The organism is Drancourtella massiliensis (genome assembly GCF_016900655.1).
Classification (GTDB): Bacteria; Bacillota; Clostridia; order Lachnospirales; family Lachnospiraceae; genus Sellimonas; species Sellimonas catena.
The window spans coordinates 22,129-37,988 of sequence record NZ_JACJKH010000029.1 but is presented as its reverse complement, the minus strand read 5'-3'; the positions used below and the strand labels follow the sequence as shown (position 1 = coordinate 37,988).

General features: G+C 39.5%; 9 protein-coding genes. 7 read left to right on the top strand and 2 right to left on the bottom strand.

Features of this window, described 5'->3' with window-relative positions; translation table 11 throughout:
- Positions 1-111 precede the first annotated feature (111 nt).
- Positions 112-1,605, bottom strand: a complete 1,494-nt coding sequence (locus H6A32_RS13650; RefSeq protein ID WP_182466585.1) for a relaxase/mobilization nuclease domain-containing protein — start codon at positions 1,603-1,605, stop codon at positions 112-114.
- Entirely contained in the window at positions 1,592-1,969 is a 378-nt protein-coding gene (locus H6A32_RS13645) for a CopG family transcriptional regulator (RefSeq protein ID WP_118637687.1), read from the bottom strand. The genes H6A32_RS13650 and H6A32_RS13645 overlap by 14 nt, the downstream gene beginning before the upstream one ends.
- A gap of 408 nt (positions 1,970-2,377) precedes the next feature.
- On the opposite strand from H6A32_RS13645, the gene H6A32_RS13640 reads away from it, so the two are divergent.
- The 7 genes from H6A32_RS13640 to brxL are packed head-to-tail and all read left to right on the top strand — an operon-like array spanning position 2,378 to position 15,858.
- Positions 2,378-2,644 carry a helix-turn-helix domain-containing protein gene (locus H6A32_RS13640; RefSeq protein ID WP_204864592.1) on the top strand — a complete coding sequence of 89 codons (267 nt, stop codon included), beginning with the start codon at positions 2,378-2,380 and terminating at the stop codon, positions 2,642-2,644.
- 5 nt (positions 2,645-2,649) lie between these two features.
- Positions 2,650-3,267: a DUF1819 family protein gene (locus H6A32_RS13635; protein ID WP_118637683.1), complete on the top strand. Its 618-nt coding sequence runs from the start codon at positions 2,650-2,652 to the stop codon at positions 3,265-3,267.
- On the top strand, positions 3,264-3,854 hold the full coding sequence (locus H6A32_RS13630) for a DUF1788 domain-containing protein (protein ID WP_118637681.1): 591 nt from the start codon (positions 3,264-3,266) through the stop codon (positions 3,852-3,854). Before H6A32_RS13635 ends, H6A32_RS13630 begins: the two co-directional genes overlap by 4 nt.
- Positions 3,855-3,869: 15 nt before the next feature.
- Positions 3,870-7,517, top strand: coding sequence for a BREX system P-loop protein BrxC (brxC, locus tag H6A32_RS13625; protein WP_118637679.1), 3,648 nt, complete (start codon positions 3,870-3,872; stop codon positions 7,515-7,517).
- 20 nt (positions 7,518-7,537) lie between these two features.
- Positions 7,538-11,152, top strand: coding sequence for a BREX-1 system adenine-specific DNA-methyltransferase PglX (gene pglX / locus H6A32_RS13620; protein WP_118637677.1), 3,615 nt, complete (start codon positions 7,538-7,540; stop codon positions 11,150-11,152).
- Positions 11,153-11,172: 20 nt separating this feature from the next.
- Positions 11,173-13,758 (top strand): BREX-1 system phosphatase PglZ type A, encoded by a 2,586-nt coding sequence (pglZ, locus tag H6A32_RS13615; protein ID WP_204864591.1) that lies wholly within the window; start codon positions 11,173-11,175, stop codon positions 13,756-13,758.
- A gap of 3 nt (positions 13,759-13,761) precedes the next feature.
- The gene (gene brxL, locus H6A32_RS13610) at positions 13,762-15,858 is read left to right on the top strand and encodes a protease Lon-related BREX system protein BrxL (RefSeq protein ID WP_118637673.1); all 2,097 of its coding nucleotides are present in this window, start codon (positions 13,762-13,764) and stop codon (positions 15,856-15,858) included.
- Positions 15,859-15,860: the final 2 nt, after the last annotated feature.

The following is a 15,860-nucleotide window of genomic DNA, read 5'->3' as shown; positions in this document are numbered from 1 at the left end:
TTATAAGCGGACCAGTAAAAATGCTTGCGACACCACCCTGTAGGGTGAGCGGTAACAATGCCCCTTTGGAGGGGCAAAAGCAAACCACCACTTGAAGTGGTGGTTAATGACTTAGTCTTCATAGTAGGCGTTTTTCTGACGATAAAGTGCAGATCGCTCTGCCTGGATATCCTTCAGTGACGGAAATTTTTTTGTTCCAGTGAGTCCCTGAAGCTCTTTTCTGGCTGCTTCATAGAGCATGATTTCTGCAGTATGTTCTTCACGGAAATCTCTGCGATTTGGTGAATTCAGGTATTGTTTATATACATTGCGATTCTTCAAGATGGTCATACGTGCATGATACATTTTATCGACGATATGCAATTTGGATTCTGTCATTTTAACTTTTGCAAGAGTTTCTTTTACATGTTCCTTGGATGAGGTTCGAAGCTTTTGTAAGTCTTCCATAGTTTCGATCCCATTCGTCTGCAGAAAGGCCAGTGTATCAGCCATTTTCTGTAGATTGCTGATCTTAACCTTCTGTGCATAGGCGCGGCTCTGTTGTGCTTTGATACAGGTTTCCAGATCTGTAATCAATCGGACAGATTGCTTTGTTTTGTGGTGGGATGTCTGTGAAAAAAAGGATTTTGTTTCAGACTTTTTAATATTCTCATAAATTCTTTTTTGATCGAATATATGGTTTTCAGAAATAAAATGCTGGATGAATTCTTTTTCAAAATCTGTCCCCAGAGAACGGCCTCGAATCGGCTTCTGTCTGTCAGGAAGCAGGTAGCTGATCCTGCCGCGGCTTTCATAGACCTCAATACTGTATTTCTCAAACATCTTTTTCTGAAATTCTTCCATAGAGTGGGAGTCCGTCATAATTTCTGTGATGACTCTTCGGAGGAATCCTTTTTCTGTTTCGAATTGCGTAGTATGTTGGCTTAGTGAAGGAGAGGATTTGATTTTGGAATCCAGCTTTGCCTGCCCTCTGCGCTGTGCCCAGTATTCTCGATCGGTGATGCGTACCTTTGCAGGATGCAGTAGATCCACCTGATAGAAGGATTCCTGCTGACACATGAGCATAGTCTGTGATTTTAAGTATTTCAGATAATTCTTTGTAACATGATGTTTATGTCCGGCGAGAGCATCGCCGGGCCGTTCCATAAAGTCCTGTCTTTCAACATCGTAAGCACGGACACTGTTGATCACGATATGCACATGAATATTGCCTGCAGAGTTGTGACCATCCGGATGCGTACAGACAAGAGCTTCGTGTCCAGGGAAATTTTTTTCTGCAAATTTCATCCCGAGAGCCTGTGCCTGTTGGGTTGTAAGTCCATTGTCATCACGATCCCGAGGATCAAAGCTGATGATGTAATGATGGGCTTTGATTTCAGTCCTGGTCTGATTCTTATTGAAGCGTTTGTTGGTCTCTTCACATTCTTCTCCGAAGGAATACGGATCACAGTGAATCCCTTCCAGAATGAAGTCTGATCGCGGAATATGATTCCCTTGTTCATCCAAAACAGCTTTGCCAGTGAACTCGTCATGCTGTGTTGTCAGGTAATCGGTTGCTGCGTTGTAATTGGAATTTTTAATTGAAATATGTTTAATGACTGCCACGATATTCACCTGCCATTTCTTTTACTGCATCACGAATGTTATAGATTTCAGCGATGCATTCTCTGATATCTTTCCAGATCTGATTTGTTATAGTTCCACCCTGATTCAGATATCTTGCAATCTGATTCAGGTTCGCTCCATAGTGTCCGAGATTGCGGAAAATCCGCAGAATTTCCGGGTCATTGAATACGACTTCCTGTTTGATTACAGGTTTACGATTCGTAATCAGCTGCCGGATATATTCGGTTCGGGGAAGACCTGCAGCTGCAGCATCTGCTGTCAGTACATCATAGAGATCTTTTGTGAGTCGAATTGTCAACTGATGGTCCTTAGGCGGTGGTAATTGTTTTTTTGGCCTTGCCATATATGTTCCTCCCTTTGATAAGCTGAAGGCTTTCGAAGACCGCACCTTGTGGTGCTGTTGCCGTGGGTTTGGGGAACGGAATCCCCAACAAGTTGCTGTGATGAAATGACCATGAAAATGGTTATTGAATCTCAAGGCGAAACTTGCTCTGGTCTACTGTGAAAAAGTCTTCTATATATTTTCTGCTCACGGAAAAATAAAGATGTGTACTAAGTTAGCAGAAGCACGCTAAAAGCACATGATTTTTAGAATAGAATTAAAAAAGAAATTCCTATAAAATATTGATATTCTCAATCAAATATTGGACATAGGATTTATTTATGATATACTACATGAAGATGTTTTTTATGTTTAAAAGGTATTTTGACATAGGATTTCATGTACAGAGAAAGTGGTGAGGTAGACATCATGGCAATCAGTTATCGCAAACTTTGGATACAGTTAATTGATAGAAATATGAATAAGACAGAACTAAGAGAGGTATCTGGAATTACAACTAATGCGTTAGCTGCACTCGGAAAAGATGAGAGGGTTACCACAGATGTGCTTAATAAAATTTGTCTGGCTTTAAAGTGTGATGTTGGAGACATAATGGAAATCCTTCCAGATGAAGAATATAAAAAGAGACATGAGCGAGGAAAGAAATTGAATCCTGTACGCAAAAGGGGGGAATGATGTAGATGATAGAAATGAGAGTATTATCAGCACCCTTTGTTTGTCGAACCAAAGATCTTTTATGGTATCGAGAAACAAAACAGTGTATTGAACTATTAAAAGAGGGAAAAACCCTTGATGAAATAAAAGAATTGAGCCAGAACGAGAATATTTTTAATGCTGCATCTTCAAGCCGTGCGGATAATATTCGTGTTGTTACGGCGAGACGAGTGAAGGCGGTAAACGAAGAGTTTCTTGATTTCTTCACATCTCAGGATGCAATGACACAGAAGCAACTCTGCATTGTTTTGGTAATGCTTACTGACCGTACATTTTATGAATTTATGAACAACATCTTCCGAGAAAAAATGATCCTGGGAGTCTCAGAATTGTTTGACAGTGATCTTATTGGATTTGTTCATAGACTGCAGGAATCTGATGAAAGAATTGCGAAGTGGTCAGATGCAGCAGTGATCAAAGTTCGAGATAATTACAAACATATTTTGAAGGAAGCTGAGTTTATTTCAGAATCAGGTACAACAAGAGAGATTGTACGTCCAATTGTAAGTGATGCAATGAAGACATTCTTACAGGACGAAGGACTAACGCCGATTTATAAAATCTTAGCAGGAGAAAACGTATGAAAACAATAGAAGAAAGACTGGATATCCTGGAAGAGAAAATGAGGCAGGAGTCCTTTCGAACAAACACGGGACTAGGCGGAGAAGTCGGTTATTATGTTTTCGATTATGATCCCGATCAGGAGCTTGTGGTTCGCGAACGAGTGGAGAGCTTGGGAAATTCCAATACGATTCTGAAGTTTGGATATCAGTTGAAAATATTTGATTTGTACGAGCTGATTCTTCAGCTACTTGAGGAAGAAGACGTCTTGGAAGACTTAAAAGATTTGGAAGAAGAGGAAGGAACAGATTATGTGTTCCAGAGTATATCTGATGTGCTTCGTTTTGATGATAAGGATAGCTTGATTATCAACTACATCATGGATAATACTCCGAAAGATTCGGTGGTTTTCCTTACAGGGGTGGGAAAAAGTTATCCAATTTTAAGATCACATAAGATCCTTAATAACTTGCATCAGGTAATGGATCACTGCCCGGTGATCCTGTTCTTCCCAGGTAAATATAATGGTGACTCTCTCAATATTTTCGGAGAGGCTGCAAATGATCAAAACGAAAATTACTATAGGGCATTTCCGATAGTTGAGAGATAAGAGAGGGAACGTAGTATGAAGATTCAAAATATGTTTTTAAAGGATATTGACCGTCAGATCTCCGGCGTTATCAAGGTTGGACAGATAGAAACAGAGGATAAGAAGCAGGAGTTAGATGAGTACGTTGTTACAAGAGAACTGACAAAGCATTTCCGTGAGTTCTTTGATAATTATACGGCTAGCATGGACAGACCGACAGACAATATAGGTGTATGGATTTCCGGCTTCTTTGGAAGTGGTAAATCTCACTTCTTAAAGATATTATCTTATGTCCTAGACGATACTCTTGTAGATGGAAAGCATGCCAATGAATATTTCAAGAACAAAGAAAATATTCAGGTGGATCCAACCATCTATGCCAATATGGAACGTGCCTCTCATACCCCGACACAGGTGATTCTGTTTAATGTTGATTCTAAGAGTACTTCGACTGCAAAGTCTGATAGTAATGCTATTGTTACGGTTTTCAATCGTGTTTTCAATGAAAAGCTTGGTTACGATGGAGCAAATCCAGCCCTGGCAGATCTGGAAAGACAGTTAGATGAAGAGGGACAGTATGAACTGTTCCAGGATACATTCCGCCGTTTACATGGACAGGAGTGGAAAGAAGTAAGAAATAAGTTCCGTGTTATTCGTGGACGTGTAGAAAAAACACTTGTCGATATGGGATACATGGATGAAGAAAATGCAAAGCTGTGGGTAAAAGAATCTACTACACAGAACTATCAGATTGCCATTGAAGATTTCGCTGAACGTGTTCATCAGTACATCGAAAAATCCGGTAAGAGAGTGGTTTTCCTGGTGGATGAAATTGGTCAGTTCATAAGTACAGATTCTAAGTTGATGCTGAATTTGCAGACGATGACAGAAGAACTTGGTGTTCGCTGCCATGGTAAGGCATGGATCATTGTAACTGCACAGGAAGACATTGATTCCATGACCGCAAATATGGATGTTACAGCGGAAAGTAAGAATGATTTCTCAAAAATCCAGGGAAGATTTAAGACCAGATTATCTCTTACATCAGTCAATGCAGATGAGGTAATCCGAGAAAGAATTTTAAAGAAAAATGAAGCCGGCACCATGACACTAAAGGCGCTGTATGACTCTGAAGAGACTGTTATTTTAAATGCGGTGGACTTCAAGGACAGTGGCCGTGAAATGAAGAAATTCAAGAATGCTGATGAGTTTGCAGAGGTGTATCCGTTCTTGCCTTATCAGTTCCATTTGCTTGCTGATATTTTGAATGCAATTCGTTTAAACAGTTCTTCCGGACGTCATCAATCAGAAGGTGAGCGTTCTATGCTTGGAGCTTTCCAGCAGGCTGCAAAAGCAGTGATGTACCAGCAGGAAGGAACCATTGTTCCGCTGTATCGCTTCTTTGATGATCTTGTGGAATTTATTGACCATACACATGCGATTGTAATTCTTCGAGCACAGGAAAATGAAAGGATCAACCCAAATAAGGAAGAGGATTGCTTCCCGGTAAATGTGCTGAAGGTACTTTTTCTTCTGAAGTATGTCCAGGGAATTCCGCTCACTGAAAATAATATCGTGAACTTCATGATGACTAACATTCATGAGGACAAGGCTGATTTAAGAAAGAAAGTAGCTGATGCATTACAGCTTCTTGTGAATAATCTTCTTGTTTCGCAGATTCAGGATACATATGAATTCCTGACAGATGAAGAGCAGGATATCAACCGTCAGATCCGTGATCGTAACGTATCTGAGCGTGACATTATGGCTGCAATCACAAAGGTGGTTTATGACAGCATTTACAACAATGCTCGTTTCCGTGTCCCTAAGTTTAATGGTAGATATACTTTTGCGTTCAATCAGTTTGTTGACAATATTCCGAACAAAGGAAATCAGAACAATCAGATCGGTCTGCGTATTATCACGCCTCGTTATACAGGTACAACTGGTGATGGTAATGTGGACGATACGACGCTCTCTATGATTTCTGCCAGAAATCAGGAAGCGATTTTGAAACTGCCAGTGGATAGCAATCCATATTATAAAGAGATGCAGAATGCACTCAAGATTGAAGATTATATCCGTTCCGTCGCTGATCCTCAGAAGGGAAAATCAACGATTATCCGTAATACTAAGGTTCAAGAAGCTGGTAAGAGCAGGGCAGCTGCACTGGCTGCATTAAAAGAGGCTATTGGTAATGCCGACATCTTTGTAAATGGCCAGCATATTACAGATATTAAGTCACGTGATTCTGTAGTTAGAATCAATGAAGCACTGGGAAGATTAGTGGATACGATCTACTACAAACTGTCCTATATTGATTCACCGAAGGATGACATCGCAATCAAAAATCTATTCAAGACAGATAACCAGACGAAGTTGGAACTGGGAGATGCAGGAGAGCCAAATTCTTTGGCAGTGAAGGAAGCTTTTGAATATATCAATAGGACCACTTCTGCACATTCCATGATTTCCATGAAATCTTTGTTGGATCATTTTGCAATTGCTCCATATGGGTATACCGAAATGGATACGAAGTGGATCATTGCAAAATTGTTCAAAGATGGAAAGCTCAGTGCTACAGCAGAGAAAGAGCCGATTACGATCTTTAACCGTGATGCAAATGACCTTGGAACTTATTTCACAAATCGCAGATATGAGGACAAGTTACTCTTCAAGGCAAAAGAGATCATCGATCCTGCTCAGATCAATGATTGTCGAAAGGTAATTAAAGAGTTATTCAACCGTACTGAAACTTCGGATGACGCGGATCATGTAATGTCAACATTTAAGGAAGCATCTCTCCCGCTCAAGAGAGATCTGGAATGGATGTTACGAGAGCAGAATGCGCAGCCGAAATATCCTGGCAAATCCATCATGGGAGAAGTAAAGAGTGCTTTGGCTCAGTTTGAATCCATTACTGATGAAACTACTTTCTTTCGTACAATCTCTAGACAGAAGGCTGAAATACTTGAATTGGCAGATGATCTGGCTCCGGTACGTACCTTCTACAATAGCGATACACAGAAGAAAATCTTCGATGACTATGGTCTTCGTGCACTTAAGTTCTATGACTCAAGTAAAGAGCATATCACGGATGTTACTTTAACAAGAGTTGTTGATGAGATCAGATCTATTATTACAAATCGTTCTCCATATGAGAAAATTAAAGATCTTCCAAACCTCTATGAGAAGTTCATTGAGAGTTATAACCGTGTACTGGATGCTAAGTTAGAACCGGTGAATCAGGTGATTGAACAGGATCAGAAGATCGTCATGGATGCTTTGGAGGGGAAGGAATATCAGAGCAGATATGAAGCACGTGTGAAACGTGAGTTCCACGATCTTCTGGAGCGTGCGACTAATGAACAGAATATTTCAGATATGCTTGGGTTCAAAGACAAGGCAGATAGCTTATGCAAGAAATATTTGGATGAGTTCGCAAGAATTCCGGATCCGAAGCCTACACTGGATGATCAGGATGATACAAACGGTGGTGGAAATGGAGAACAGGTACCTCCTACCCCTAAGAAACCGAAAGTAAAGAATGTCATTGCACGCAATATTGTTGCAGATACCTGGTATATCAAGAATACGGCAGACATTGATAATTACCTCAATAATCTAAGAAAGCAGATCGAAGCAGAGCTTGCAGATAGTGATGAAGTGAGACTGCATCTGTAAGAAAAAGAAAGGTGCTGGAAATGGATAAGACAGCAATTAAAAATTTTGCCATATGGGCAAGAAACAAATTAAAGAACGAAATTAAGGTAAGAGCTGGTTTTATGGGCATTACCGAAAGTGGTATTGCGACTCCGCTTCCGGCATCCACATCAGATATTCAGTATTTTGATGTTGCTTCCAGCGAACCTGTAAAGTTGCAGGGTAGAGAAATTGAAATGCGTAGACGAGTTGTTTCTAAGCTGGAGCAGCATGCTAAAGAATCTGGCTATCAGACAGCTTATGACAGTTTGATTGAAAATATGGCTTCCGAGTGGTTTAACCGATTGATTGCCATTCGTTATATGGAAGTGAATGACTACTTTTCAGATGGACTTAGAATGCTTTCCTCTGTTCAGGCAGGTAAGCAGGATCCGGATATTGTAAGCAGACCATTTGATTCAGATCTTGAGTTTACTGATGCTGAGAAAATACAGATCAATGACTGGATGGATCACAATAAGGCTGATAATCTGTTTAGATTTTTACTGTTAAAGCGTTGTAATCAGCTTGCAGAATCCCTTCCAGGTTTATTTGAAGTGGCAGGCGATGCGTCTGAATTCTTTCTTCGCCTGGGATTTGTAGAGAAGGATGGATTTGTATATAAGCTTGTTCATGATATCGATGAAGAGGATTGGAAGGATCAGGTACAGATCATTGGTTGGATGTATCAGTACTATAACTCAGAGTTCAAAGATCAGACCTTTTACGAATTAAAGAAGACGAAGTCTAAGGTGAAGAAAGAACAGATTGCACCCGTCACACAGTTATTCACTCCAGATTGGATTGTTCGGTACATGGTTGAAAATTCATTGGGACGAATTTGGCTTGACGGTCATCCTGATAAAAATTTGAAATCAAACTGGAAATATTATCTGGATGAAGCTGAGCAGAAATTGGATGTTCAAGTAAAACTGGATGAGATAAAGGAAAAGTATAAATCTCTTAATCCTGAAGATTTGACATTTATTGACCCTTGTTCAGGTAGCGGTCATATTTTGGTTTATGCTTTTGATGTGCTGGTACAAATTTATGAGTCCAAAGGATATACAAGAAGAGAAGCTGCAAAAGCAATTTTAAAGAACAATCTTTATGCTTTAGATATTGATGAACGTGCGTATCAGTTAACGTATTTTTCATTAATGATGAAAGCACGGGAATACCATGGACGAATTCTTGACTTGGGAATCCGCCCAAATGTTTACTGCATTGAAGAAAGTAATCCTATCTCAAGAAAGCAGTTAGAGTATTTCGGAACTTCAATGGATTCTTCAGAACAAAAGAAAGCAATTCAGCAGATGAATGAATTGTTGGATGTTTTCAAGGATGCAAAAGAGTATGGCTCTATATTAAATGTTCCTCAATTAGACTATGAATTGCTCAAGAGATTTATAGGGGATTCAGAGAAGGGACAATTGAGTTTTGATGCCTTCGCAGAAAACAGTTTTGGTTTGGATGATGCTAAGAATCTTATAAATAAGTTGATTGAACAAGCAGAAGTTCTTTCCAAAAAATACTGGATTACATGTACGAATCCTCCATATTTTGGCTCTGACTCTATGGGAGAAAGATTATCAAAGTATGTTAAGAAGTATTATCCATTAGCAAAGGCAGATTTGTATTCAGTATTTATAGAAAAATGTAGTAGCTTTGGGACTCAATACGGTCTTCAGGCGATGATAACTATGCATTCATGGATGTTCCTATCTAGCTATGAAAAGTTTAGAGGAAAACTAATTCAAAGAAAAACTATTTTAAATATGGCTCACCTTGGGACAAGAGCATTTGAAGAAATTAGTGGCGAAATCGTTCAAACAACTGCATGGGTAATGAGAAGTTATTGCAGTAATTACCAAGCTACATATGTAAGACTTGTTGATGAAATGTCCCAAGCAAAAAAAGAAATGAGTTATTTGAGCGGAAAGAATAGATATATTGCAGAACAAGATAATTACATAACGATTCCAGGTAATCCTTTGGCATATTGGATTTCTGAAGGATTTCAGAAAATTTTTAATGAAGGTGATGAGATTACAAAGTTCATTTCGTCTCGTGATGGACTGACTACGGGAAAAAATGATGATTTTATTAAATATTTTTGGGAGGTTTCAAGAACTGAAATTCAATTCGGATGTGAAAATGTTGAGCAGTTCTGGGACAGCGAAAGAAAATATGCACCATTGATAAAGGGTGGTTTATATCGTAAATGGTATGGTAATAATTGGTTTGTTATTACTTATGATCGTAATTCTTACAATAAACTTTCGAATTGTGGAAATAAGTTGCCGTCAAGAGAAGTTTATTTCTTCCCGTATATAACTTGGAATCGAATTTCTACAAGAATGGCTTTTAGATACTGTGAACAAGGATATTTATTTGAGAGCGCAAGTTTGATTGCATTTTCATCAAAAGAAGATGATTTATTCTATGCATTGGCGTTTACAAATTCGATACTTTCCAAAGCAGAAATGCAGTTGATAAATCCAACTACAAATATGCTAACTGGTTATGTGGATGCACTGAAAGTGCCAAAACATGACATGCGTAGGAAATGTATTGAACTAGCAAAAGAGTGTGTTGATTTGTGTCGAGATGATTGGAATTCTAAGGAGACGTCCTGGGACTTTCTCAGACATCCATTAATATCAGTAATAGCAAAGAATCGTCTTTTGTTTGATGATATAAGTAATATTGATATGTCTGAATGCTTCTCATGCTGGGAGAGTGAATGTGATAATAGATTTAAGACCTTAAAGAATAATGAGGAAGAACTTAATCGAATCTTTATCAATGCTTATGAAATGCAGCATGAGTTGAAATCTGAAGTTGATGAAAAAGATATTTCGGTTCGCAGGGCAGATTTACAAGCAGATATTAAGAGCTTTCTGTCTTATGCAGTTGGTTGTATGTTTGGACGTTATTCAATTGCTACGGATGGTCTTACGTATGCTGGCGGTAAATGGGATGCATCAAAATACGCTAGATTCATACCCGATGAAGATAACGTAATCCCAATTACTGATCAGAAATATATGGATGACGACATTGTTGGACGTTTATGCGAGTTTTTGAGAGTTGTATACGGTGACAATTCTCTGGAAACCAATCTTGATTTCATTGCTAATGCTCTCGGTGGAAAGGGATCTACAAGTAGGGAAATCATTCGAAACTACTTCTTGAACGATTTTTTCAAGGATCATTGTAAGATCTATCAGAAACGTCCAATTTATTGGCTCTTTGATAGCGGAAAGCAGAATGGATTTAAGGCTTTGGTTTATATGCATCGTTGGGATAAGGATTCCATTGGACGCGTGCTTGTATATCTTCATAAGATTCAGGAGAAATATGAGATCGAGGTACGTGCCATTGATGCGATGTTGGAGCATATAACTGATAAGCGTCAGCAGGCAGCTGAGGAACAGAGACGAGATCATCTGTTAAAACAGATTGCAGAAATTAAAGAATATGACGAGGGTCTGGATCATATGACCAATGAACATATTGATATTGATTTGGACGATGGCGTCAAAGTGAATTATGAGAAGGTGCAGACAGATCGTAATGGTAAGAAGTTTAAGATTCTTGCACCGATTAAATAAAAAGAGACAGAGGTAATGGTATGGATGAACTGAATCTTCAAGAAATTGAGAAAAAGCTAAATACAGAATATCAAAGTGGCCAGAGAATGGTTTTCTGGTACGATGCGGAAAGCTCCTTTGAAGATGAGGTTGACCAGCTGAATCTTCCGGGGGTTCAGATTGTGCATCTATCTGAGAAGAATGCATTCCGAATAAAAATGTTATTAGAGCATGAGGAGCCGGATAGTAGGTTTTTAATTTATGCGCCATTTGAAAAGCCGGATGTATCAAAGAACCACTTGGAGGATACTCTGTTATATTCGAGAGAGTTTTATGCAGACAAGCTTTCTTTGATTGCTGCTGAAGTAAGGCTTCCGGCAAGACTTCGCAGCAGCTTTGAAGGATTAAAGGATTTCTTTAATGCAGGAAAAACTAAGCTGACAGTGGCTCAGAAAAAAGCAGGTAATGAACGTATCAATGCTTTTGTTGAACGCTCTCATGATTTTGATATGACATCAGCAGACGAGGATCTGGTGATGCTGATTGCCATGTCTGTTGTTGCGAAAGCAAGAAATACGACAGTAGATGATCTTTTCTATGCAGTATTTTCAGCAGGAAGCATTGAGCAGCAGGAGATTATTGCAGAACTTTCAAAGTTTGGATTAGAAGAAGCATTCTGGAAGTTGGCAGATAGTCGCTTTGGATATGATGATCCAAAACCAAGTCTGTTAAAACTTGTGATGTCGCTATTTGTTGTATATACGTTCCATGACGATCTGGAGATTGCACCGAAGGAATGGAAAATCTTCATGCAGGATCGCATGAAGCGACAGGCAAGTAATGTTACAGTTCTTCTGGAAAATATGATGAACAATGTGATCTACCAGGAATGTTTTGATGAACTGTCTGATCTGGTGTCGGAAAAGCTGAGTGTATCCAAGGTATTAAGTATGATTCCTATGGAAGCATTGGTAAAGACCGGATCATTCAAAGTGATTGATCATGCAATCATGACGTGGATGATAGAGCGTATTCTTGCAGAAGATAAGAATGCTTCTCTTAGTGGATATAGCATTACTGATCTTTGCGGTATTCGTGAGAAATTGCATTTCCATAGCTCTTTTAAGGCAGAATATACAGCAATACGAGCTGCCAGAAAAATGTTGGATGCGACTGGTTTTACTGTAGAAGATCATTTGAAGGATCAGATCAATTCTTATGTAAGTAAAAACTATAGGATTGATACGGAGTATCGTCATTTTATTGCTGCTTATGATCAGATCGAGAATACTACTCCGTTTGAAAAGGTTCGTGAACTGATTCAGAACATCTACACAACGGAGTATCTGGAGAAAGCAATATTTGCTTGGAGTACGGCATTTGAGAAGAATGAATTGCAGGAGATTATTCCAATGCAACGTCACTTCTATGCAGATGAAGTAAGACCGATTAAAGAAAAGGTTGTAGTTATTATCTCTGATGCATTCCGTTTTGAAGCAGCAAAAGAATTGGAAGAGGTATTTGCGGAAGATCAGAACTGCTCCGTCAAGATGAAAGTAAAGATGGGGACACTTCCTGCAGTGACGACAGTTGGAATGGCTGAATTGCTTCCACACAAAGAAATTGAGATGGCGGAGGATGATTCTCATAAGATTTTGATTGATGGAAAACTTTGTGCGACTACTGTTCAGAGAGAACAGATTCTTCAGTCTGCCAATCCGAATTCTGCGGCAATTGATTTTGATTCCATCAATGGAATGAAGACATCTGAACTTCGTTCGTTCACCTCTGGTAAAGAAGTAATTTATGTTTATCACAATCGTATTGATGCGACCGGTGAAGCGTTGAAAACGGAGAACTCCGTGTTCAAGGCAGTAGATGAGGCAATTTCAGAGATCTTCAAACTAGTGAAGAAGCTTTCAAAGAGTGGAAATGTATATCGCTTCTTGATTACTGCAGATCACGGCTTTATTTATACGAGAAGACCTTTGGAGGCAACAGATAAGCTTGACACTGAAGCCGGTAAAGAAGGTTTTGCAGATAGACGATTTATTATTTCAAAGAGTAATCTGTCCAGACTTGGTATATATGCAGTAAGATTAAGTGCCGCATTGAATAGTAAGGATGACCGATATATCAACCTTGCGAAGGGAATGAGTGTCTTCAAGTGTGGTGGTGGAATGAATTATGTGCATGGTGGATCATCACCTCAGGAGTTACTTGTTCCAACATTATATGTAAAGACACAGCGTGGCGTAGTTGACACGGAAGATGCGACAATCAATTTGATTACTGAAATCAGAAAGGTCACCAATCTGCGGTTGTCTCTTGACTTCTATCAGGAAAAGCCGGTGAGCGATCTTGTCAAGGCGGCTACATATCGAATTCACTTTGTATCCAGTGAGGGAGAGATTATTTCCAATGATGTGATTTATAAGGTGGATTCTAAGTCTGACAAAGCTAGAGAGCGTATTGGCTCACTGAAATTCGATATTAAAAAGAAAAACTATGATAACAGTTTGAGATATTTCCTCAAAGTGATTAATGACAAGACAAACGTGGAAGTCCTTTCCAGACAAGTAATTATGGATCTTCCATTTACGGATGATTTTGGATTCGGGGTGTAACAGATGGACATGTTAGAAGAAAAAGATAATACAAGAGAACAGATCCAGCGTAAATTGCGCCAGAATTTTGATGGCAAAATTGTTCGTAAGGATCTTACTAAGAAAATAAAAGAGGGAGCCAATGTACCGGTGTATGTACTGGAATTTTTGCTCGGACAGTACTGCAGCTCGGATGACGAGGATATTATTCAGTCTGGTGTAGATACAGTGAAGAGAATTTTGTCCGAAAACTATGTTCGCCCGGATGAATCTGAAAAGGTGCTTTCTAAGTTGCGCCAGACGGGATCAATGACCATTATTGACCGTGTGACTGTGCATCTGAATCTCAAATACGATGAGTATGAAGCAGAGTTTTCAAACCTGGGACTTGGTGGAGTACCAATTAGCGATGAGTATCCAACGAAGTACGATCGTCTGCTTTGTGGTGGTATCTGGTGCATCATTCAGCTTGAATACAATAACAACGATTACGCTTCTGAAATTATTCTTGAAGGTAATAAGAAGAATAAAAAGAATGCTCCTTTGATTTCTATTCATAAGCTGACACCAATTCAGATGCCTCATGTGGATCTGGATGATCTGAAAGATGGAAGAAAGGCATTCACGAAGGACGAATGGCTGGATATTTTATTGCGTTCTACGGGTATAGAACCGGATGAATTTACATATCGTGAAAAATGGCTTCTTCTGACCAGAATGTTGCCACTTGTAGAGAATAATTTCAATTTCTGTGAGCTTGGGCCTCGTAGTACCGGTAAGTCTCATATCTACAAAGAGATTTCTCCAAACAGTATCCTTGTTTCTGGTGGTCAGACAACCGTTGCAAACCTGTTCTATAACATGGGAAGAAAGACGGTTGGACTTGTTGGAATGTGGGACTGTGTTGCATTTGATGAGGTGGCTGGTATTAACTTCAAGGATAAGGATGGCGTGCAGATCATGAAAGACTACATGGCATCCGGATCCTTTGCTCGAGGAAAAGAAGAGATAGCTGCCAATGCATCTATGGTTTTTATTGGAAATATCAATCAGAGTGTGGATGTACTTCTTAAGACCTCCAGTCTGTTTGATCCTTTCCCAGTAGAGATGGGAACTGATACTGCATTCTTAGATCGTATGCATTGCTATAACCCAGGATGGGAGATTCCAAAGTTCAGACCGGATCATTTTACGAATGATTATGGTTTTATCACAGATTATCTGGCTGAGTTTGTGAGAGAACTCCGAAAAGCAAGTTATGGAGATGCGTTGGACCGGTACTTCCGATTAGGAAGAAATCTCAATCAACGTGATACGATTGCTGTCCGTAGAATGGTAGACGGCTATGTAAAGCTGCTGTATCCAAATGGAGAATTTACGAAAGATGATATCGAAGAAATCCTTCGAGTGGCACTTGAAATGCGCCGTCGTGTAAAAGAGCAATTAAAGAAGCTGGGAGGCATGGAGTTCTATGACGTGAATTTCAGCTATATCGATAATGAAACCTTCGAAGAGAAGTTTGTATCCGTGCCGGAACAGGGTGGCGGAAAACTGATACCGGAAGGAGTCTGCAGTCCTGGTCAGATATACTCTGTTGCAAGAGGAAAGACAGGAATGATCGGTGTGTTCCGCTTAGAGTCTCAGATGTTGCCAGGAAATGGAAAGTTTGATCGTACTGGTCTTGGAAGTGATCGTGATGCAAAGGAAGCTACGAATACAGCATTCAACTTTTTAAAAGCAAATAGTAACCGTATTAGTGGATCTATCAGTGTTACTTCCAAGGATTACATTATTGGATACCAAGATCTGCAGGGGATTGGTATGACTGATAAGTTAGCACTTCCAACACTGATTGCTCTTTGCTCAATTGCATTAGGAAAGCCGACAGTCGGAACACTTGCTGTATTAGGAGAAATCAGTATTAGTGGATCCATGATCAAGGTGGATGAATTGGCGAATACACTGCAGGTATGCTTGGATAGCGGAGCAAAGAAAGTTCTTCTTCCGAGCACATCTGCAGCGGATCTTGGAGCAGTGCCTCCGGAACTAATGGGAAGTTTCCAGATTATCTTCTATAACAGTGCTGAAGATGCGGTATTTAAGGCACTTGGGGTAGAGTAAGA

Excerpts from the sequence above, each read along its gene's own strand:
- H6A32_RS13645 (WP_118637687.1), bottom strand. The coding sequence starts at position 1,969 with ATGGCAAGGCCAAAAAAACAATTACCACCGCCTAAGGACCATCAGTTG.
- H6A32_RS13640 (WP_204864592.1), top strand. The coding sequence starts at position 2,378 with ATGGCAATCAGTTATCGCAAACTTTGGATACAGTTAATTGATAGAAAT.
- H6A32_RS13635 (WP_118637683.1), top strand. The coding sequence starts at position 2,650 with ATGATAGAAATGAGAGTATTATCAGCACCCTTTGTTTGTCGAACCAAA.
- H6A32_RS13630 (WP_118637681.1), top strand. The coding sequence starts at position 3,264 with ATGAAAACAATAGAAGAAAGACTGGATATCCTGGAAGAGAAAATGAGG.
- brxC (WP_118637679.1), top strand. The coding sequence starts at position 3,870 with ATGAAGATTCAAAATATGTTTTTAAAGGATATTGACCGTCAGATCTCC.
- pglX (WP_118637677.1), top strand. The coding sequence starts at position 7,538 with ATGGATAAGACAGCAATTAAAAATTTTGCCATATGGGCAAGAAACAAA.
- pglZ (WP_204864591.1), top strand. The coding sequence starts at position 11,173 with ATGGATGAACTGAATCTTCAAGAAATTGAGAAAAAGCTAAATACAGAA.
- brxL (WP_118637673.1), top strand. The coding sequence starts at position 13,762 with ATGGACATGTTAGAAGAAAAAGATAATACAAGAGAACAGATCCAGCGT.